We start from the raw sequence: 14,901 nt of genomic DNA, 5'->3' as shown, positions 1-14,901 counted from the left end.
TCCGGTGGCCGACGTCGTACCGTTCGGGGATGAACAGCCGACCCGCCGCCGGCGGTGGCCGCTGGGTGGACGTGCCCCCGGCCCGGCTCGCCCGCTGGCTCGACGGTTTCGCCGAACGGCACGGCGGGCCGCCCGAGGTCGCCACCGGGCCGGACGGGCCGCGGCTGACCGCCCCGGACGGCACCCTCGCGGTGCTGCACCCGCCGCCGGGGGTGCCCGGCGACGGCGACCTGCCCGTCTTCCTGGCAGCCGTCACGGCGCCCCGGCGGCTGGGGCTGCTGCTGGCCCGCAAGGGAGCGGTGGCGGTCGGCGTCGCCCAGGGCGACCGCCTCGTCGTCTCGAAGGTGGACAGCCGGTACGTGCAGGGCCGCACGGCCGCCGGCGGCTGGTCCCAGCAGCGGTTCGCCCGGCGGCGGGACAACCAGGCGAGGGCCGCCGCCGCGGACGGCGCGGAGCTGGCCGTCCGGCTGTTGCTGCCCGAGGTCCGCCGGCTCGCCGCGGTGGTGGCCGGCGGTGACCGCCGGGCGGTGGAGATGATCCTGGCCGACCGCCGGCTGGCCCCGCTGGCGGCGCTGCGGGCCGAACGCCTGCTCGACATACCCGAACCCCGGCACGCCGTCCTGGTCGAGGCGATCCCCGCCGCCCGGGCGGTACGGGTGCTGGTCCGCGACCCGTAGCCCGGGCGGGCCGGCTCGGCTGGTCCGCGACCCGTAGACCGGGCGGGCCGGAGTGGCTCAGCGGGCGGTGCCGAAGGTGTCGCAGGAGGTCGGGTCGCCGCTGGCGTAGCCGGTGCCGAACCACTTCTGCCGGTCGGCCGAGCTGCCGTGGGTGAACTGCGACTCGTCGATCCGGCCGCCGGACCTGCGCTGGATCGCGTCGTCGCCGATCGCCGCCGCCGTGTCCAGGCCCTCCTGGATGTCCCGCTCGGTGAGGCTGGTGAAGATCTTCACGCCCCGGTCGTCGGCGGTGCCGGTGGCGTTGCGGGCCCAGGCCCCGGCGTAGCAGTCCGCCTGAAGCTCCAGCAGCACCGAGAGGCGGTTGGCCTCGTCGGGGTTGGCCTGCCGCCGGTCGCGTACCCGTTGCTCGGTGCCGAGCAGGTCCTGCACGTGGTGCCCGTACTCGTGCGCCAGCACGTACGGCTGGGCGAACTCGCCGGGGGCGCCGAGCTGCTCGGCGAGTACCCGGTAGAAGCTCAGGTCGATGTAGACCAGGTCGTCGAGCGGGCAGTAGAACGGCCCCATCCCCGAGTCGGCCCGGCCGCACGCACTGTTCACCGCCTGCTCGAAGAAGACCGTGTCGGATTCCTGGTACGGCTGGTCGAAGTGTTGCGGCATCGCCCGCTGCCAGTACGCCTGAATCGAGTTGACGTAGAGGGTGTTGCGGCAGTCCAGTTGGCGCAGCGCGTCGGTGGCGTCGCAGCGCTGTTCGAGCGCGGTGTTGTCGCCCTGCTCGGCGCCGCCGCCGCCGGTGAGCTGGCTGATGCCGAAGCCGCCGCCGACCAGGGTGACCAGGACGGCGATGATCAGGCCCACCACCCCGCCCCGGCCACCGCCGATCGGGATGGGGATCCCCCCGCCGCCGGACCCGCGCCGGTCCTCCACCTGACTGGTATCGATCCGTGCGTCCTCGTTGAGTTCCATCGCGTACCCCGATCGCCCGATCGTCGATGTTCGCTCGATGTCGTGCTCGCCGGCTGTCGCCCGACCCGCCGATGTCGCGGATGTGACCGCCGGATGTCGCGGACTGTCGATACCCGGTGATCTTGATCCGTAATCCGGCCCCGGTGCCGGCGGGCCGCCCGGTACAATCGCACCGTGCTGCTCTGCGAAGGCTGAACGCCCCGCGCCGACGGATCTGTGGTCCGCCGGCTCGTCCGTGTGCCCTGAGTCAGCCTTCGACCCCGAGAGCGAGTCCTCCGAAATGATCACTGCGAGCGGCCTGGAACTCCGTGCCGGCGCCCGGATCCTGCTGTCCGACACCACGCTGCGGGTCCAGCCCGGCGACCGGATCGGCCTGGTCGGCCGCAACGGCGCCGGCAAGACCACCACCCTCAAGGTGCTGGCCGGCGAGGGCCAGCCCTACGCCGGGCAGATCGACCGGCGTAGCCAGGTCGGCTACCTGCCGCAGGACCCGCGTACCGGCGACCTCGGGGTCACCGCCCGGGACCGGGTGCTCTCCGCCCGGGGCCTGGACGTGCTGATGGCCCAGATGAAGGAGATCGAGGAGCGTCTGGCCGACACCGCCGGCGACGACCGGCTGGTCCGCCGGTACGGCGCGCTGGAGGACCAGTTCGCCTCCCTCGGCGGCTACGCCGCCGAGGCGGAGGCGGCGCGGATCTGCGCCAACCTCGGCCTGCCGGACCGGGTTCTCGCGCAGACCATCGGCACCCTCTCCGGCGGCCAACGCCGCCGGGTCGAGCTGGCCCGGATCCTGTTCCGGGACGCGGCCGAGAACGGCGGCGGCATCCTGCTGCTCGACGAGCCGACCAACCACCTGGACGCCGACTCGATCACCTGGCTGCGCGGCTTCCTCGCCGCGCACAAGGGCGGCCTGATCGTGATCAGCCACGACGCCTCGCTGCTGGAGGCCGTGGTCAACAAGGTCTGGTTCCTGGACGCCACCCGCTCGGTGGTCGACGTCTACAACGTCGGCTGGCGGAAGTACCTGGAGCAGCGGGAGACCGACGAGCGGCGGCGCCGCCGGGAGCGGGCCAACGCCGAGAAGAAGGCCGGCGCGCTGATGGCCCAGGCCGACAAGATGCGGGCCAAGGCGACGAAGACGGTGGCGGCGCAGAACATGGCCCGGCGGGCCGAGAAGCTGCTCTCCGGGCTGGAGGAGGCCCGGGTCGCCGACAAGGTGGCCAAGGTGCGGTTCCCCAGCCCGGCGCCGTGCGGCAAGACGCCGCTGACCGCCAGCGGGCTGTCGAAGTCGTACGGTTCGTTGGAGATCTTCGCCGACGTCGACGTCGCCGTCGACCGGGGTTCCCGGGTCGCGATCCTCGGGCTCAACGGTGCCGGCAAGACCACCCTGCTGCGGATCCTCGGCGGGCTGCTGGAGCCGGACACCGGCGAGGTGCGGCCGGGCCACGGGCTGCGGCTGGGCTACTACGCGCAGGAGCACGAGACGCTCGACGTGGACCGCAGCGTGCTGGACCACATGCGCAGCGCCGCCAACGAGCAGTCCGACACCAACCTGCGGAAGATCCTCGGTGCGTTCCTCTTCTCCGGCGAGGACGTGGACAAGCCCGCGGGGGTGCTCTCCGGCGGTGAGAAGACCCGGCTGGCCCTGGCCACCCTGGTCTGCTCGGGCGCGAACGTGCTGCTCCTGGACGAGCCGACAAACAACCTCGACCCGGTGAGCCGGGAGCAGGTGCTCGACGCGATCGCCCGCTATCCCGGGGCGATCGTGCTGGTCACCCACGACCCGGGGGCGGTGTTGGCGCTCAAGCCGGACCGGGCGATCCTGCTGCCCGACGGTGACGAGGACGCCTGGAGCGACGACCTGCTCGAGTTGGTCGAGCTGGCCTAGCGGCGGTCCGGCCGCCGAGCGGGCCGGGGAATCCGCGTACTGACCGTCGACGATCTGCCGGATCGGCAACTTCCCGCCCCCGAAGAGCGGACGATGAGGACGGTCAGTACGACAATGTCTCGCGCTTGCCGGTGGCCGGCACAGACGAGACCGTGCGGACCGGAACTCCCATTTTGCGGATTCCCTCCCCGGGAATCCGAGCCGGGAACGGAACTCTCCGGTAGGCGAGCCGAAACTTGACGTCGGCGGAACGAAACTCGCCGGATGATGAGGCGAAGCTCCCGTGACGTGGAAGGAAACCCGACCAGGCGGCCGGAAACCATGTGAGTCAGCCTCACCTTTGGTGGGCTGCCACTCGAAATCCCTGCTGACGTGCGGTGCCGGTCCGGCAGGTGGGTGTGGACGGTGGCAGCGGCGCAATCACTGAATCGGGAAACTGACACTGCTGTGCGTGTCGGTTGGCGAAGAGTTGATATCTAGCGCATGATCGTTCGAGGCGGTCTAATAGGTGGGACCGTATCGAACCGCACAGTCTGGGACGTGAGGAATCAACATGGCAGCCACTGGCACAGCCACCAGCACTGAGAAGGGTCGCCGGATCGTCGGAGCCGAGCGCCAGACGCTCGCCAAGGACCTGGTCAAGCGGTATACCTCCGGCGAAAGCATCCGCGCCCTGGCGGCCTCGACCGGCCGTTCCTACGGGTTCATCCACCGGGTGCTCACCGAGTCTGGTGTACAGCTTCGTCAGCGTGGCGGAGCGCGTCGTCGGAAGAAGGCGTGATCCGTTCAGCAGCCTGGTCCGGACCCGTACGCCTGCGGACTTGTGCGTGACCGTCGGCGTACGACTCAACTGCGACGGGCCGGTCGCGACAGTGACGTTGTGCCGGCCCGACGTACTCAACGCACAGACCCCACAGATGTGGCGGGCGATGCGGGACTTCTCCCGGGACCTCCCGGGTGACGTACGCGTCGTGGTGGTACGGGGCGAGGGTCGAGCCTTCTCCGCCGGGCTCGACCTCTCAGTGGCGACAGATCGGTCGGGGGCGGAGAACTCGCTGGCCGAGATGGCCACGTTGCCGCCCGAGGAGTGTGCCGAGCGGATCGCCGGCTTCCAGGCCGCTTTCACCTGGCTGCACCGACCCGACCTGGTCTCGGTCGCGGCGGTGCAGGGTCACGCCATCGGGGCCGGTTTCCAACTCGGGCTCGCCTGCGACCTGCGGGTGCTGGCCTCCGACGCCACCTTCGCGATGGCCGAGGTCACCCTCGGCCTGGTCCCCGATCTCGCCGGCACCAAGCGGCTGGTGGACCTGGTCGGTTACGCCCGGGCCCTGGAGATCTGCGTGACCGGCCGGCGGATCGACGCGGCCGAGGCCGCACGGCTCGGCCTGGCCACCGTGGTCGTGCCGCCGGAGGACCTCGACGCGGCGGTCGGGGACCTGACCGCGGCGATCCTGAGTGGCAGCCGGGACGCGGTGGTGGAGATCAAGGCGTTGCTGGCCGGCGCATCCGGGCGCTCCCCGGCGGAGCAGCAGCGGGCCGAGCGCGAGGCACAGGTCCGGCGCATCCGTGATCTTGTCGGAGCCGGCGAATAGGCTGACCCGTCGACGGCGTGCTTGATCATCCGGCGCGGTGTGATCAACGGGCGATTCGGGAAGAATCGCGCCACCGCTCCGGTTGTCGTAGTCGTCGAGGACGGTCGTGGTCGTCTTCGACGGCGGTGGTCGTCGAGGACGACGGGGAGGTCGCGCGTGGTGAACCCGATGGGTGCCGGTGCCAGCATGGGCGGTTGGAACATGCTGCGCTCGTTGCGCAACCGCGACGAGGTGACCGCACACCGGGTGAGTCGGCGCAGCGTCCGGCGGGTGGTCGAGTTCGCCCGACCCTACCGGCGCGACATCGTGGTGTTCCTGGTCACGGTGATCTTCGCCGCGGTCATCGGGGTGGCGACCCCGGTCCTCGCCGGTGACGTGATCAACGCGATCTCGGGGGGCGGCGCCGACGCGGGCGGCGTGGTCGTCCGGCTGGCCCTGGTGATCGCCGGCCTGGCGGTGCTGGACGCACTGCTCTCGCTGGCCCAGCGCTGGTACTCGGCGCGGATCGGCGAGGGGATCATCCTCGACCTGCGGACCCGGGTCTACGACCACGTCCAGCGGATGCCGTTGCAGTTCTTCACCCGCACCCAGACCGGTGCGCTGGTCAGCCGGATCAACAACGACGTGACCGGCGCGCAGCGGGCCTTCACCAGCACCCTCTCCGGGGTGGTCAGCAACATCATCCAGCTCGTGCTGACCGCCGCGGTGATGTTCACGCTCTCCTGGCAGATCACCGCGCTCTCCCTGGTGCTGCTGCCGATCTTCATCATCCCGGCCCGCCGGGTCGGCCGCCGGCTGGCGGAGATCACCCGGGAGTCGTACGACCTCGACGCCAAGATGAACGCCACCATGACCGAGCGGTTCGGGGTGGCCGGCGCGCTGCTGGTCAAGCTCTTCGCCCGGCCGGAGGTCGAGGCACGGCGCTTCGGCGACCGGGCCGAGCGGGTCCGTGACATCGGCATCCAGTCCGCGATGTACTCCCGCACCTTCTTCGTGGCGATGCTGCTGGTGGCCGCGCTGGCCCAGGCCCTGACCTACGGGCTCGGCGGCTGGCTCGCCGTCCGGGGCGAGGTCAGCGCCGGCACGGTGGTGACGCTCGCGCTGCTGCTCACCCGCCTCTACGGACCGCTGACCGCACTGTCGAACGTCCGGGTGGACGTGATGAGCGCGCTGGTCTCCTTCGACCGGGTCTTCGAGGTGCTCGACCTGGCCCCGTCGATCGCCGAGAAGCCGGGCGCGGTCGAGATCCCGCGCGGCACCGGGCGGCTGGAGTTCTCCGACGTACGGTTCCGCTATCCGACCGCCGCCGAGGTGTCGCTCGCCTCGCTGGAGGAGGTCGCCACGCTGGACCGGACGGTCAACGAGCCCGTGCTGCGCGGCGTCTCGTTCACCGTCGAGCCGGGCCAGATGGTGGCGCTGGTCGGCCCCTCCGGTGCCGGCAAGTCCACCACCTCGATGCTGGTCTCCCGGATCTACGACGTGACCGACGGCGCGGTCCGGGTCGGCGGCATCGACGTCCGGGACGCCACCCTCGACTCGCTGCGCGACACCATCGGGGTGGTGACCCAGGACTCGCACCTGTTCCACGAGACGATCGCCGAGAACCTGCGCTACGCCAAGCCCGACGCGACCGACGAGGAACTCTGGGCGGCCCTGCGCGGCGCCCAGGTGGAGGAGTTGGTCCGCTCGCTGCCGGACGGGCTCGACACGATGGTCGGCGAGCGCGGCTACCGGTTCTCCGGCGGCGAGAAGCAGCGGATCGCCATCGCCCGTCTGCTGCTCAAGGCCCCGTCGATCGTGATCCTCGACGAGGCCACCGCACACCTCGACTCCGAGTCCGAGGCGGCGGTGCAGCGGGCGCTGTCGGTGGCGCTGAGCGGGCGTACGGCGCTGGTCATCGCGCACCGGCTCTCGACAGTTCGGGAGGCCGACCAGATCCTGGTACTCGACCGCGGACGGATCGTCGAACGGGGCCGGCACGACGAACTGGTCGCCGTCGGCGGCCTCTACGCCGAGTTGTACCGGACCCAGTTCGCCGTCGCCGACTCCCCGGCCCCGTACGCCGACGCGGTCGGCCCGGAGCCGGTGGTCACGATGCCGCGCCCCGACTACGACCCGGTCTGACCCACCTCCTGGCGGACCGCCGCCCGCAGCGCCGCGAACTCGGCGGCCAGCGCCGCACCGGTGAAGTGTGCGTTCAGCCCGCTCGGGTTCGGCAGCACCCACAGGTGTGCCCCGCCGAGCGTCTCCGGCTGCCGTCCGATCTTCGCCGTACGCCGTCCGAATGCCGTCCGGTACGCCGTCACCCCCAGCAGAGCCACCCAGCGCGGCCGGTACCGCCGGACCTTGCCGACCAGCAGCCGTCCGCCCTCGACCAGTTCGTCCCGGGTCAGCTCGTCGGCCCGGGCGCTGGCCCGGGCCGCCAGATTGGTGAGGCCCAGCCCGTAGCCGAGCAGTTCGGCCTGGTCGGCCGGATCGACCAGGCGTGACGTGAACCCGCCCCGGTACAGCGCGGGCCAGAACCGGTTGCCGGGTCGGGCGAAGTGCCAGCCGGTCGCGGCCGAGTAGAGACCCGGGTTGATGCCGCAGAAGAGTACGTCCAGGCCCGGGGCGATCAGGTCGGGGAGCAACCGGTCGGCCGCCGCAGCGACCTCGGCCGGGGTCGGCCGGGGCCTGGACCGCGGCGCCGCCGTCACGGCCGGCCGTTGTTCCGGGTCGCCAGGAGCACCACCACCAGCACGGCGACCAGCGCCAGGCAGCAGAGCCCGCCGACGGCGAGCACGATCATGCTGATGAGTCCGATGGCCCCCACCTCCATGACAACGGATGGCAACTCTATCCGGGCCAGCGCCCGAGCCGGGACGCCGGGAGCGGCCGAACAGCGTGCGCGGCCCGGCCCGGGACGCCGAGACCGGCTCAGAGGCTGCGCAGCGCGCCGCCGTCGACCGGCAGGGTGACCCCGGTCAGGTAGCTGGCGGCGGGGGAGAGCACGAAGGCGGCGACCCGGCCGAACTCGTCCGGGTCGCCGAGCCGGCGCAGCGGTATCGCCTCCTCCGCCTCGGCCCGGGCCCGCTCCGGGTCGCCACTGGCCGCGAAGAGGGCCCGGTTTCGGTCGGTGAGGATCCGGCCCGGCAGCAGGCTCAGCACCCGTACGCCGCGCGGGCCGTACTCGTCGGCCATGTCCTTGGCCACCCCGGCCAATCCCGGCCGGAGCCCGTTCGAGATGCCGAGCCCGGGGATCGGCGCCCGCACCGAGCTGGAGAGCACCAGGCCGAGCGCGCCACCGGCGGGCAGTGCCGCCGCGATCGTCCGGGCCACCCGGACCGTGCCGAGGAAGACGGTCTCGAAGGAATCCCGCCACTGCGCGTCGGTGGCCTGGGCGGCGCTGCCCGGTGGCGGTCCGCCGACCGAGACGAGCCCGCCGTCGAGCCGACCGAACCGCTGCACGGCGGTGTCGACCAGGCGGGTCGCGGTGTCCGGGGCGGCCAGGTCGGCGGCGAGCCCGACCACCCGGTCCTCCGGGCCGAGCAGTCCTGCCGCCTCGGCCACCTGGTCGCGATTCCGGGCCGAGATCACCACCCGGGCGCCGTCGGCCACCAGGGCGCGCGCGGTGGCGAGGCCGAGTCCCTTCGATGCGCCGGTGAGCACGTACACCCGATCGGCGAGTCCGAGGTCCATGGCCGAGATCCTATGACCCGGGCGGCGGCGAGCCGATCTTCGGGTTGGCGACGCCGGGGACGTTCCACATCCGTACCCGGCCGGCGACCTGTACCACCAGTACGGTCCCGGTCCGGCGTAGCGCCGGGCGCCGGCGCCGGCGCGGGGGCGTGCGGCCGTCGTACCGCCAGCCGGCCTCCCGGGCGGCGAGTTCCTCGGCGGCCCGCCACGGCAGCGCCCCGTCGGCGGCCAGGTGCCGGGCCAGATCCCAGCCGTCCCGGATCGAGCCGGAGGTCGGACGACCGGCCGCCCAGGCGGCGAAGACGGCCGGCCAGCGCCGGCCGTGCCCGGCGGCGAGCAGCGGCCAGTGCCGGGCGACCTCGCCGGCCCGCTTGTGCAGCAGCGCCGAGCGGGCCACCGCGACCAGCCGGGCGTCGAACCCCGGGGGCAGCGGTGCCCCGGCCACCAGGGCGGCCACCAGCGCGGCCTGCCGGTCAGCCAGCGTCCGGGCCGGGCCCGCCCCGGTCCGGATCTCGTCGGTCATCTCAGCTCACCGCCGTCCATCTCAGCTCACCGCCGGTCAGCCGGCGTCCCGGCCGGGCCCGGTCCGGATCGGTGTCCATCTCAGGTCACCGTCGGGTAGCCGGCGGCGGCGGCGATGGCGTCGAGTTCGGCGCGGAGCACGGCGGCCGGTGGGAAGTGCCCGTCGCGCTCCAGCAGCAGTGCCGGCGGCCGGTGCCGGGCACAGAGCTCGGCGACCAGGTCGAGTACCTCCGGCGGCACCGGGTCGGTGTGCGTGTCGTGGTAGATCCCGTCGTTGGCCGCTCCGCCGGCGACGTGCACGTAGCCGACCCGCTCCAGCGGCAGCCGGTCGAGCAGGTCGAGCGGGTCCGCGCCACGGTTGCGGGCGTTGGCGTAGACGTTGGCGACGTCCAGCAGCAGCAGTGCGCCGGTGCGGTCGAGGATCTCGGTGAGGAAATCCGCCTCGTCCAGCTCATCGTCCGGCCAGTCGAAGATGGCGGCGATCGGCTCCAGGGCCAGCGGTACGGAGAGTTCGGCGCGTACCCGGGCGACGTTGCCGACCACCGCGTCGACCGCCTCCCGGGTCCGCGGCAACGGGAGCAGGTGCCCCGCCTCGATCCCGCCAGCCCGGACGAAGGCGATGTGCTCACTGGCCAGCGGCGCGTCCAGCAACTCGGCGGCCCGGGCGAACTGGCGTACCCGGGCCGGCTCGACCGGATCGGCACCGCCGAGGGAGAGCCGTACCCCGTGCGGTATCACCGCCACGCCCCGGCGGCGCAACTCGGCGAGGCCCGGCGGCAGCCCGGCGGCCGGTATCGACTCGGCGATCACCTCGACGAAGCGCAGGCCGGGCAGCTCCGCGACGAAGCCGGCGATCTCGGGTCGCCAGCCGATCCCGACGCCGTATCCGCCCTGCTCCGGCCCTGGCACAGCGTCCGCGCTCGTCATCCGCCGCATCCGCCCCCGCATCCACCGCCGCATCCGCCCCCGGATCCGCCGCCGCAGCCCGAGCTGTCCGCGCCGCCGGAGCCGCCGCCGGACGACCAGCCGCTGCCGCCCACCGCCGATCCGCTCATCGCGCGCTGCACCTCCGCCTCGGCCGCGAACGCCGGGTCGAAGGCGACCAGCGCGGCCGTGCCGAACAGCGCGATCCCCAACGCGGCGCCGGCGGCGCCGTAGGTGGCGTAGGCCGGCGACTGCCGCGGTGCGAGGTGCTGGTGCTGCCGGCGCAGGTCGCGCAGCAGCGCGTTCGCGGCCCGGGTCCGGCGGGGGACCGCGCCCAGCAGCACCACGGCGGTAGGGCCGAGCACCAGCAGGCTCAGCCCCAGGTAGCCCACCGGCTGGCCGCCGGCCACTCCGGCGAAGAGCCGGACCAGGCCGACCGCCACCAGGGCCAGCAGCAGTACCGGGCCGAGCCGGGCGATCGACCGGGCCGACGGTGGCGGCGCCAGACCGCTCCGGACCAGGCCGTCCCGGAGGCCGGCGAGCGCCACGAGGACCTGCGGGTCGTTGCCGAGGCTCCGTCCGGGTACACCCTGTGCGGCCGCCTGGTGCACGGCGGCCTCCATCGGTGTGGCCGGCACCGGCAGCGGCCCGGTCCGATCCAGCCGGCGCTGTGGTGTCGCGCCGACGGCCCCGGCGGCGCGCAGCCCGCCGAGCGTGGCGTGCACGGCCAGCCGGTCACCGCCGGCCAACCAGGCGAGCGGGATGGGATGCGGCGGCTCGGCCCCGGAGGGGCGGCGCCCGGCGAACCCGACCAGCCGGTGGAGCAGGGTGCCGAGCAGGACCAGCCCGGCGGTCGTGAGGTAGAGGGTGAGGAAGATCGGCCCGGGTACGCCCCAGGTCGCGGCCTGCGTCGTCAGCACATCCATCGGGGGTGACTCCTGGGGTACGGGAGTGGGACTGCCACCATTGTGGATCGGTTGCGCCAACCGGCTTCGTCGCGGTTCGGCAAACCTCCCACGGGCGACCCGCGACCGCACGGGCGCGACCGTTGGCCGTGCTCAGGCCGCCCGGCTGGCCGGGCTCAGGCCGCTTGGCTGGCCGCGCTCAGCCCGCTTGGTTGGCCGCGCTCAGCCGCCCGGGCGGCGGACCGCCTCCTCGACCAGGTCCAACACCGGGCCGAGGTCGTCGGCGGGCCGGGCCATCGCCAGCTGCACCACCAGACCGTCGTAGGCCAACTCCAGGAACCGGGCCAGCGTCTCGATCGGTACGTCGTCGCGCAGCACCCCGGCGTCCCGCTGCCGGGCCAGCCGCCCCCGGGTGGCCTCGGCGAGGCTGGCCGAACGCTCCGCCCAGCGTTTCGCGAACTCCGGGTCGGTGCGCAGTCGCCGGGACACCTCGAGCTGGCTGCCGAGCCAGCCGGTGGTGTCCGGTGAGGTGGCGTTGGCCAGCAGGTCGCGCATGACCTGCACCAGACCGTTGCGGGCCACCGTGGCGACCATGGCGGCGGCGTCGTCCTCGGCGACCGCCAGGAAGAGCGAGTCCTTGTCCCGGAAGTGGTGGAAGATCGCTCCCCGGGAGAGGCCGGTCGCCTCTTCGAGCCGGCGCACGGTGGCGCCCTCGTAGCCGTGCCGGGCGAAGCAGGCCCGTGCCGCGCCGAGAATCTCCTGTCGGCGGGCGTCGAGCTGGTCCTGACTTACCCTGGGCACCATCCGATGGTGCCAGGCGGCGACCCGGTATGCAATCCGTACGTACGTCTTGGGTCGCCACTCCGAGCCGGCGTGCCCGGGGCGGTCGGCGGCTATCATCGCGGCCGTGACGCAGACCATCGCCGGACCGCCGGCCGCTGCACTGCCGGTCGCCGCGATCCAGGCCGAACCGGAACCCGGGGACGTGGCCGGGAACGCGGCTTCGGCCGCCCGGCTGGTGGCGCGGGCCGCCGACGACGGTGCCCGGGTCGTCGTACTCCCGGAGCTGTTCCTGCCCGCGTACCATCCACCGACCCTGGCCGGCGACCCCGCCGGCACCGACGTGGCCGCCGACGACGGGGGACTGGTCGCGGACTCCCGGCTGAACCCGCTGCGTACGGTCGCCCGGGACCGCCGGGTGGTGATCGTGGTCGGCGCGGCGGTCCGGCACCCGGACGGCCGGCGAACCTGTTCGGCGCTGGTGGTCGACGGCGAGGGTCGGATCGACGCCGGATACGCCAAGCAGCACCTGTGGGGCCCGGACGAGAACGCGCTGTTCACGCCCGGAGGCTGCGGCGCGACCCTGCTGGTCGACGGTTGGCGGCTCGGTCTCGGGGTCTGCTACGACGGCTGCTTTCCCGAGCACGGTCGGGCGGCGGCGGCCGACGGGGCGCACGGCTACCTCTGCCCGAGCGCTTACCTGGTCGGCTCCGAACACCGCCGTGACCTCTACTACCGGGCCCGCGCCCTGGACAACACCATGTACGTGGTCTTCGCCAACGCGGTCGACGGCGCGGCGCCGTGGCGGTTCAACGGCGGCGCGGCGATCTACGACCCCGAGGGCGCGGTACTGCGCCGGGCCGGGGACCGCGGTGCGGCCGTCGTCGTCGCCCGGCTCGACCCGACCGAACTGCACCGGGTACGCGACGCGCACCGGATGCTCGCCGACCGGCTGCCCGGGCCGGGTGGGGTACGGGCCAGGTTGACCGGTTGAACGCCTGTCGTCAGCTCCGGCAACCGGGTTGTTTGCATGCTGGGACTGTTGTCCGACCGGGTGCGTCCCGTACTGTGCGCAAGTGCCGCTGTTGCTCCTCGATCTGGACAACACTCTGCTCGACCGGGCGGGTCCGTTCCGGACGTGGGCGCAGGGGTTCCTGGCCGAAATCGGAGCGCCCGAGAGCGACATCGACTGGCTCCTCTCGGTGGACGCCGACGGCCTGACGAACCGCTGGGACGTGGCCGACGCGATCCGTGACCGGTACCGCCTCCGGATCCCCTCCATCGACCTGGTCGAGGCGCTGCACGAGGGAGTTGTGGAATACACCAGGCTCGATCCGCTGATCGCCTGTGCGCTGCGTATCGCCGACGACGCCGGCTGGGTGCCGGTGGCGGTCACCAACGGCACCGAGCGGCTACAGGAGATGAAGATCAGGCGTACCGGCCTGGACCGCTACCTGGCCGACTGGGTGATCTCCGAGGAGGTCGGGGTGAGCAAGCCGAATCCCCGGATCTTCGCGCTCGCCGCCGAACGGGTCCGGATGCGGCTGCGTGGTGCCTGGATGATCGGGGACAGCCCGGAGGCCGACATCGGCGGCGCCGCCGCGGTCGGGCTGCCCAGCGTCTGGCTGCACCGGGGCCGCCGCTGGATGGAGCGCCGGTACGCCCCGACGAAAACCGTGGACGGGCTGATCGCCGCCGTCGCGGCGGTGCTCGCCTCCTGACCGGCGGCTGGGTCGCCGATCCTGACCGGCGGCACATTTGGCAAACCCGACCGGCGGCACGGTTGGCAAACCTGACCGGGGCACGACGGGCAAACCTGACCGGCGGCCCGGTCGGTAATTCGGTTGACCGCCGCTCCCGGGCCGGCGAGCATTGCGCGACGGAGGACCCTGCCTGGTCTCTCCGGGTCATATCGCATTCCGGGCGGTGCCCGGCCGAGTGGAAGGAGGGGTGACCGTGGCTGTCGTTGTGCTGCGTTTCCTGCCGTCTTCTTCCGACTCGACCAGAGGATTCCTCCAGTGCCACGCGATTATGACGACCACCCCGGTGCGGCCCGCTCCCGTGGCGGTCGCGCCACCCGCCGGTTCGACGACGACGAACCGCGCTTCCTGAAACGGAACCGGCACGCCACGGCGGCCGCGTTCGACACCAACGCCGACACCGACACCCCGGAGGTCGGTGACCGCTGGTCGACCTGGGACCAGGCGGTGCACGGACCGGAGCCGCACCCCGACTGGCTGGTCACCGAACTGGCCGCCGTCGACACCGAGCTGGGCGTGCTGAAGACCGGCAAGGAGGCGGACGTGCACCTGGTCCGCCGGGCCGTGCCGGGCGGTGACCGGAACTGCCTGCTCGCCGCCAAGCGCTACCGCGATCCAGAGCATCGACTCTTCCACCGGGACGCCGGCTATCTGGAGGGGCGGCGGGTACGCCGGTCCCGGGAGAACCGGGCGATGGAGGGACGCACCGCGTTCGGCCGGCAGATGATCGCCGGTCAGTGGGCCGCCGCCGAGTTCGCCGCGCTGACCCGGCTCTGGCAGGTGGGGCGGGAACTGGGCAACATCGCCGTGCCGTACCCGGTGCAGTTGATCGGGACGGAGCTGATGCTCGAGTTCGTCGGCGACCAGGCGCAGGGGCAGGCGGCGCCGCGGTTGGCCCAGCTCCGACCCGATCCGGTGCTGCTGCGCCGGCTCTGGGAGCAACTCGTCGACGCGCTGGTCGGGTTGGCCCGGGCCGGGCTGGCACACGGTGACCTCTCGCCGTACAACCTGCTGGTGCAGGCCGACCGGCTGGTGCTGATCGACCTGCCGCAGGTCGTGGACGTGGTGGCCAACCCGAGCGGACGGGAGTTCCTGGCCCGGGACGTACGGGTGGTGGCCGCCTGGTTCGCGGCGCGGGGACTCCCCGGTGAGCTGGTCGACCCGGGCGTACTGACCGAGCAACTGCTCCGGGAGGCGGGGGTGCGTTAGAGC

The 14,901-nt window shown here is 73.0% G+C and carries 15 protein-coding genes and 1 pseudogene; 8 read left to right on the top strand and 8 right to left on the bottom strand.

Annotated elements, in window-relative coordinates; all coding sequences use genetic code 11:
* The first annotated feature begins 29 nt into the window (after positions 1–29).
* Positions 30–677, top strand: coding sequence for an acVLRF1 family peptidyl-tRNA hydrolase (locus tag ABNF97_RS30475; RefSeq protein WP_130460504.1), 648 nt, complete (start codon positions 30–32; stop codon positions 675–677).
* Positions 678–734: 57 nt separating this feature from the next.
* On the opposite strand, the gene ypfJ is transcribed toward ABNF97_RS30475, so the two are convergent.
* Positions 735–1,640, bottom strand: coding sequence for a KPN_02809 family neutral zinc metallopeptidase (gene ypfJ / locus ABNF97_RS30470; protein ID WP_349340635.1), 906 nt, complete (start codon positions 1,638–1,640; stop codon positions 735–737).
* Between the two features lie 280 nt (positions 1,641–1,920).
* Between ypfJ and ABNF97_RS30465 the strand changes: the two genes are divergently transcribed.
* From ABNF97_RS30465 to ABNF97_RS30450, 4 genes are all read left to right on the top strand, one after another.
* Positions 1,921–3,528: an ABC-F family ATP-binding cassette domain-containing protein gene (locus tag ABNF97_RS30465; RefSeq protein WP_349340634.1), complete on the top strand. Its 1,608-nt coding sequence runs from the start codon at positions 1,921–1,923 to the stop codon at positions 3,526–3,528.
* A 553-nt stretch (positions 3,529–4,081) separates the two neighbouring features.
* A complete protein-coding gene (locus ABNF97_RS30460) occupies positions 4,082–4,309 on the top strand; it encodes a helix-turn-helix domain-containing protein (protein WP_007462679.1) in 228 nt (75 codons plus the stop codon).
* Between the two features lie 40 nt (positions 4,310–4,349).
* Positions 4,350–5,120, top strand: coding sequence for an enoyl-CoA hydratase/isomerase family protein (locus ABNF97_RS30455; RefSeq protein ID WP_502930572.1), 771 nt, complete (start codon positions 4,350–4,352; stop codon positions 5,118–5,120).
* 168 nt (positions 5,121–5,288) lie between these two features.
* Complete coding sequence (locus ABNF97_RS30450; protein WP_349340645.1) at positions 5,289–7,244, top strand: ABC transporter ATP-binding protein; 1,956 nt, start codon at positions 5,289–5,291, stop codon at positions 7,242–7,244.
* Here ABNF97_RS30450 and mug read toward each other — a convergent pair.
* The 7 genes and pseudogenes from mug to ABNF97_RS30415 all read right to left on the bottom strand — a co-directional run bounded on the left by mug (position 7,229) and on the right by ABNF97_RS30415 (position 11,950).
* Positions 7,229–7,816 carry a G/U mismatch-specific DNA glycosylase gene (mug, locus tag ABNF97_RS30445; protein WP_349340632.1) on the bottom strand — a complete coding sequence of 196 codons (588 nt, stop codon included), beginning with the start codon at positions 7,814–7,816 and terminating at the stop codon, positions 7,229–7,231. The two genes, ABNF97_RS30450 and mug, sit on opposite strands and share 16 nt — an antisense overlap.
* A complete protein-coding gene (locus tag ABNF97_RS30440; RefSeq protein ID WP_349340631.1) occupies positions 7,813–7,938 on the bottom strand; it encodes a hypothetical protein in 126 nt (41 codons plus the stop codon). The genes mug and ABNF97_RS30440 overlap by 4 nt, the downstream gene beginning before the upstream one ends.
* Positions 7,939–8,036: 98 nt before the next feature.
* Entirely contained in the window at positions 8,037–8,798 is a 762-nt protein-coding gene (locus tag ABNF97_RS30435; protein WP_130460499.1) for an SDR family oxidoreductase, read from the bottom strand.
* A 41-nt stretch (positions 8,799–8,839) separates the two neighbouring features.
* Positions 8,840–9,321, bottom strand: a pseudogene (locus ABNF97_RS30430) (SCO6045 C-terminal-like domain-containing protein); the annotation flags it as partial.
* An 80-nt stretch (positions 9,322–9,401) separates the two neighbouring features.
* Positions 9,402–10,256, bottom strand: coding sequence for an MbnB/TglH/ChrH family RiPP precursor modification enzyme (locus ABNF97_RS30425; RefSeq protein ID WP_502930571.1), 855 nt, complete (start codon positions 10,254–10,256; stop codon positions 9,402–9,404).
* Positions 10,244–11,170, bottom strand: a complete 927-nt coding sequence (locus ABNF97_RS30420; RefSeq protein ID WP_349340628.1) for a TIGR04222 domain-containing membrane protein — start codon at positions 11,168–11,170, stop codon at positions 10,244–10,246. The genes ABNF97_RS30425 and ABNF97_RS30420 overlap by 13 nt, the downstream gene beginning before the upstream one ends.
* 201 nt (positions 11,171–11,371) lie before the next feature.
* Positions 11,372–11,950: a TetR family transcriptional regulator gene (locus ABNF97_RS30415; RefSeq protein WP_130460495.1), complete on the bottom strand. Its 579-nt coding sequence runs from the start codon at positions 11,948–11,950 to the stop codon at positions 11,372–11,374.
* Positions 11,951–12,056: 106 nt separating this feature from the next.
* Here ABNF97_RS30415 and ABNF97_RS30410 point away from each other — a divergent pair, with 106 nt between their 5' ends.
* The 3 genes from ABNF97_RS30410 to ABNF97_RS30400 all read left to right on the top strand — a co-directional run bounded on the left by ABNF97_RS30410 (position 12,057) and on the right by ABNF97_RS30400 (position 14,898).
* A complete protein-coding gene (locus tag ABNF97_RS30410) occupies positions 12,057–12,923 on the top strand; it encodes a carbon-nitrogen hydrolase family protein (protein ID WP_349340627.1) in 867 nt (288 codons plus the stop codon).
* A gap of 82 nt (positions 12,924–13,005) precedes the next feature.
* The gene (locus tag ABNF97_RS30405) at positions 13,006–13,650 is read left to right on the top strand and encodes an HAD-IA family hydrolase (protein WP_130460494.1); all 645 of its coding nucleotides are present in this window, start codon (positions 13,006–13,008) and stop codon (positions 13,648–13,650) included.
* A 297-nt stretch (positions 13,651–13,947) separates the two neighbouring features.
* The gene (locus ABNF97_RS30400) at positions 13,948–14,898 is read left to right on the top strand and encodes a serine protein kinase RIO (protein WP_502930570.1); all 951 of its coding nucleotides are present in this window, start codon (positions 13,948–13,950) and stop codon (positions 14,896–14,898) included.
* Positions 14,899–14,901: the final 3 nt, after the last annotated feature.

This window comes from Plantactinospora sp. B6F1, from assembly GCF_040120695.1.
GTDB lineage: Bacteria > Actinomycetota > Actinomycetes > Mycobacteriales > Micromonosporaceae > Plantactinospora.
Note: the sequence above shows the minus strand (reverse complement) of the source record. Positions and strands in the feature narration are given on the sequence as shown.

Excerpts from the sequence above, each read along its gene's own strand:
- ABNF97_RS30475 (WP_130460504.1), top strand. The coding sequence starts at position 30 with ATGAACAGCCGACCCGCCGCCGGCGGTGGCCGCTGGGTGGACGTGCCC.
- ypfJ (WP_349340635.1), bottom strand. The coding sequence starts at position 1,640 with ATGGAACTCAACGAGGACGCACGGATCGATACCAGTCAGGTGGAGGAC.
- ABNF97_RS30465 (WP_349340634.1), top strand. The coding sequence starts at position 1,921 with ATGATCACTGCGAGCGGCCTGGAACTCCGTGCCGGCGCCCGGATCCTG.
- ABNF97_RS30460 (WP_007462679.1), top strand. The coding sequence starts at position 4,082 with ATGGCAGCCACTGGCACAGCCACCAGCACTGAGAAGGGTCGCCGGATC.
- ABNF97_RS30450 (WP_349340645.1), top strand. The coding sequence starts at position 5,289 with ATGGGTGCCGGTGCCAGCATGGGCGGTTGGAACATGCTGCGCTCGTTG.
- ABNF97_RS30440 (WP_349340631.1), bottom strand. The coding sequence starts at position 7,938 with ATGGAGGTGGGGGCCATCGGACTCATCAGCATGATCGTGCTCGCCGTC.
- ABNF97_RS30435 (WP_130460499.1), bottom strand. The coding sequence starts at position 8,798 with ATGGACCTCGGACTCGCCGATCGGGTGTACGTGCTCACCGGCGCATCG.
- ABNF97_RS30425 (WP_502930571.1), bottom strand. The coding sequence starts at position 10,256 with ATGCGGCGGATGACGAGCGCGGACGCTGTGCCAGGGCCGGAGCAGGGC.
- ABNF97_RS30420 (WP_349340628.1), bottom strand. The coding sequence starts at position 11,170 with ATGGATGTGCTGACGACGCAGGCCGCGACCTGGGGCGTACCCGGGCCG.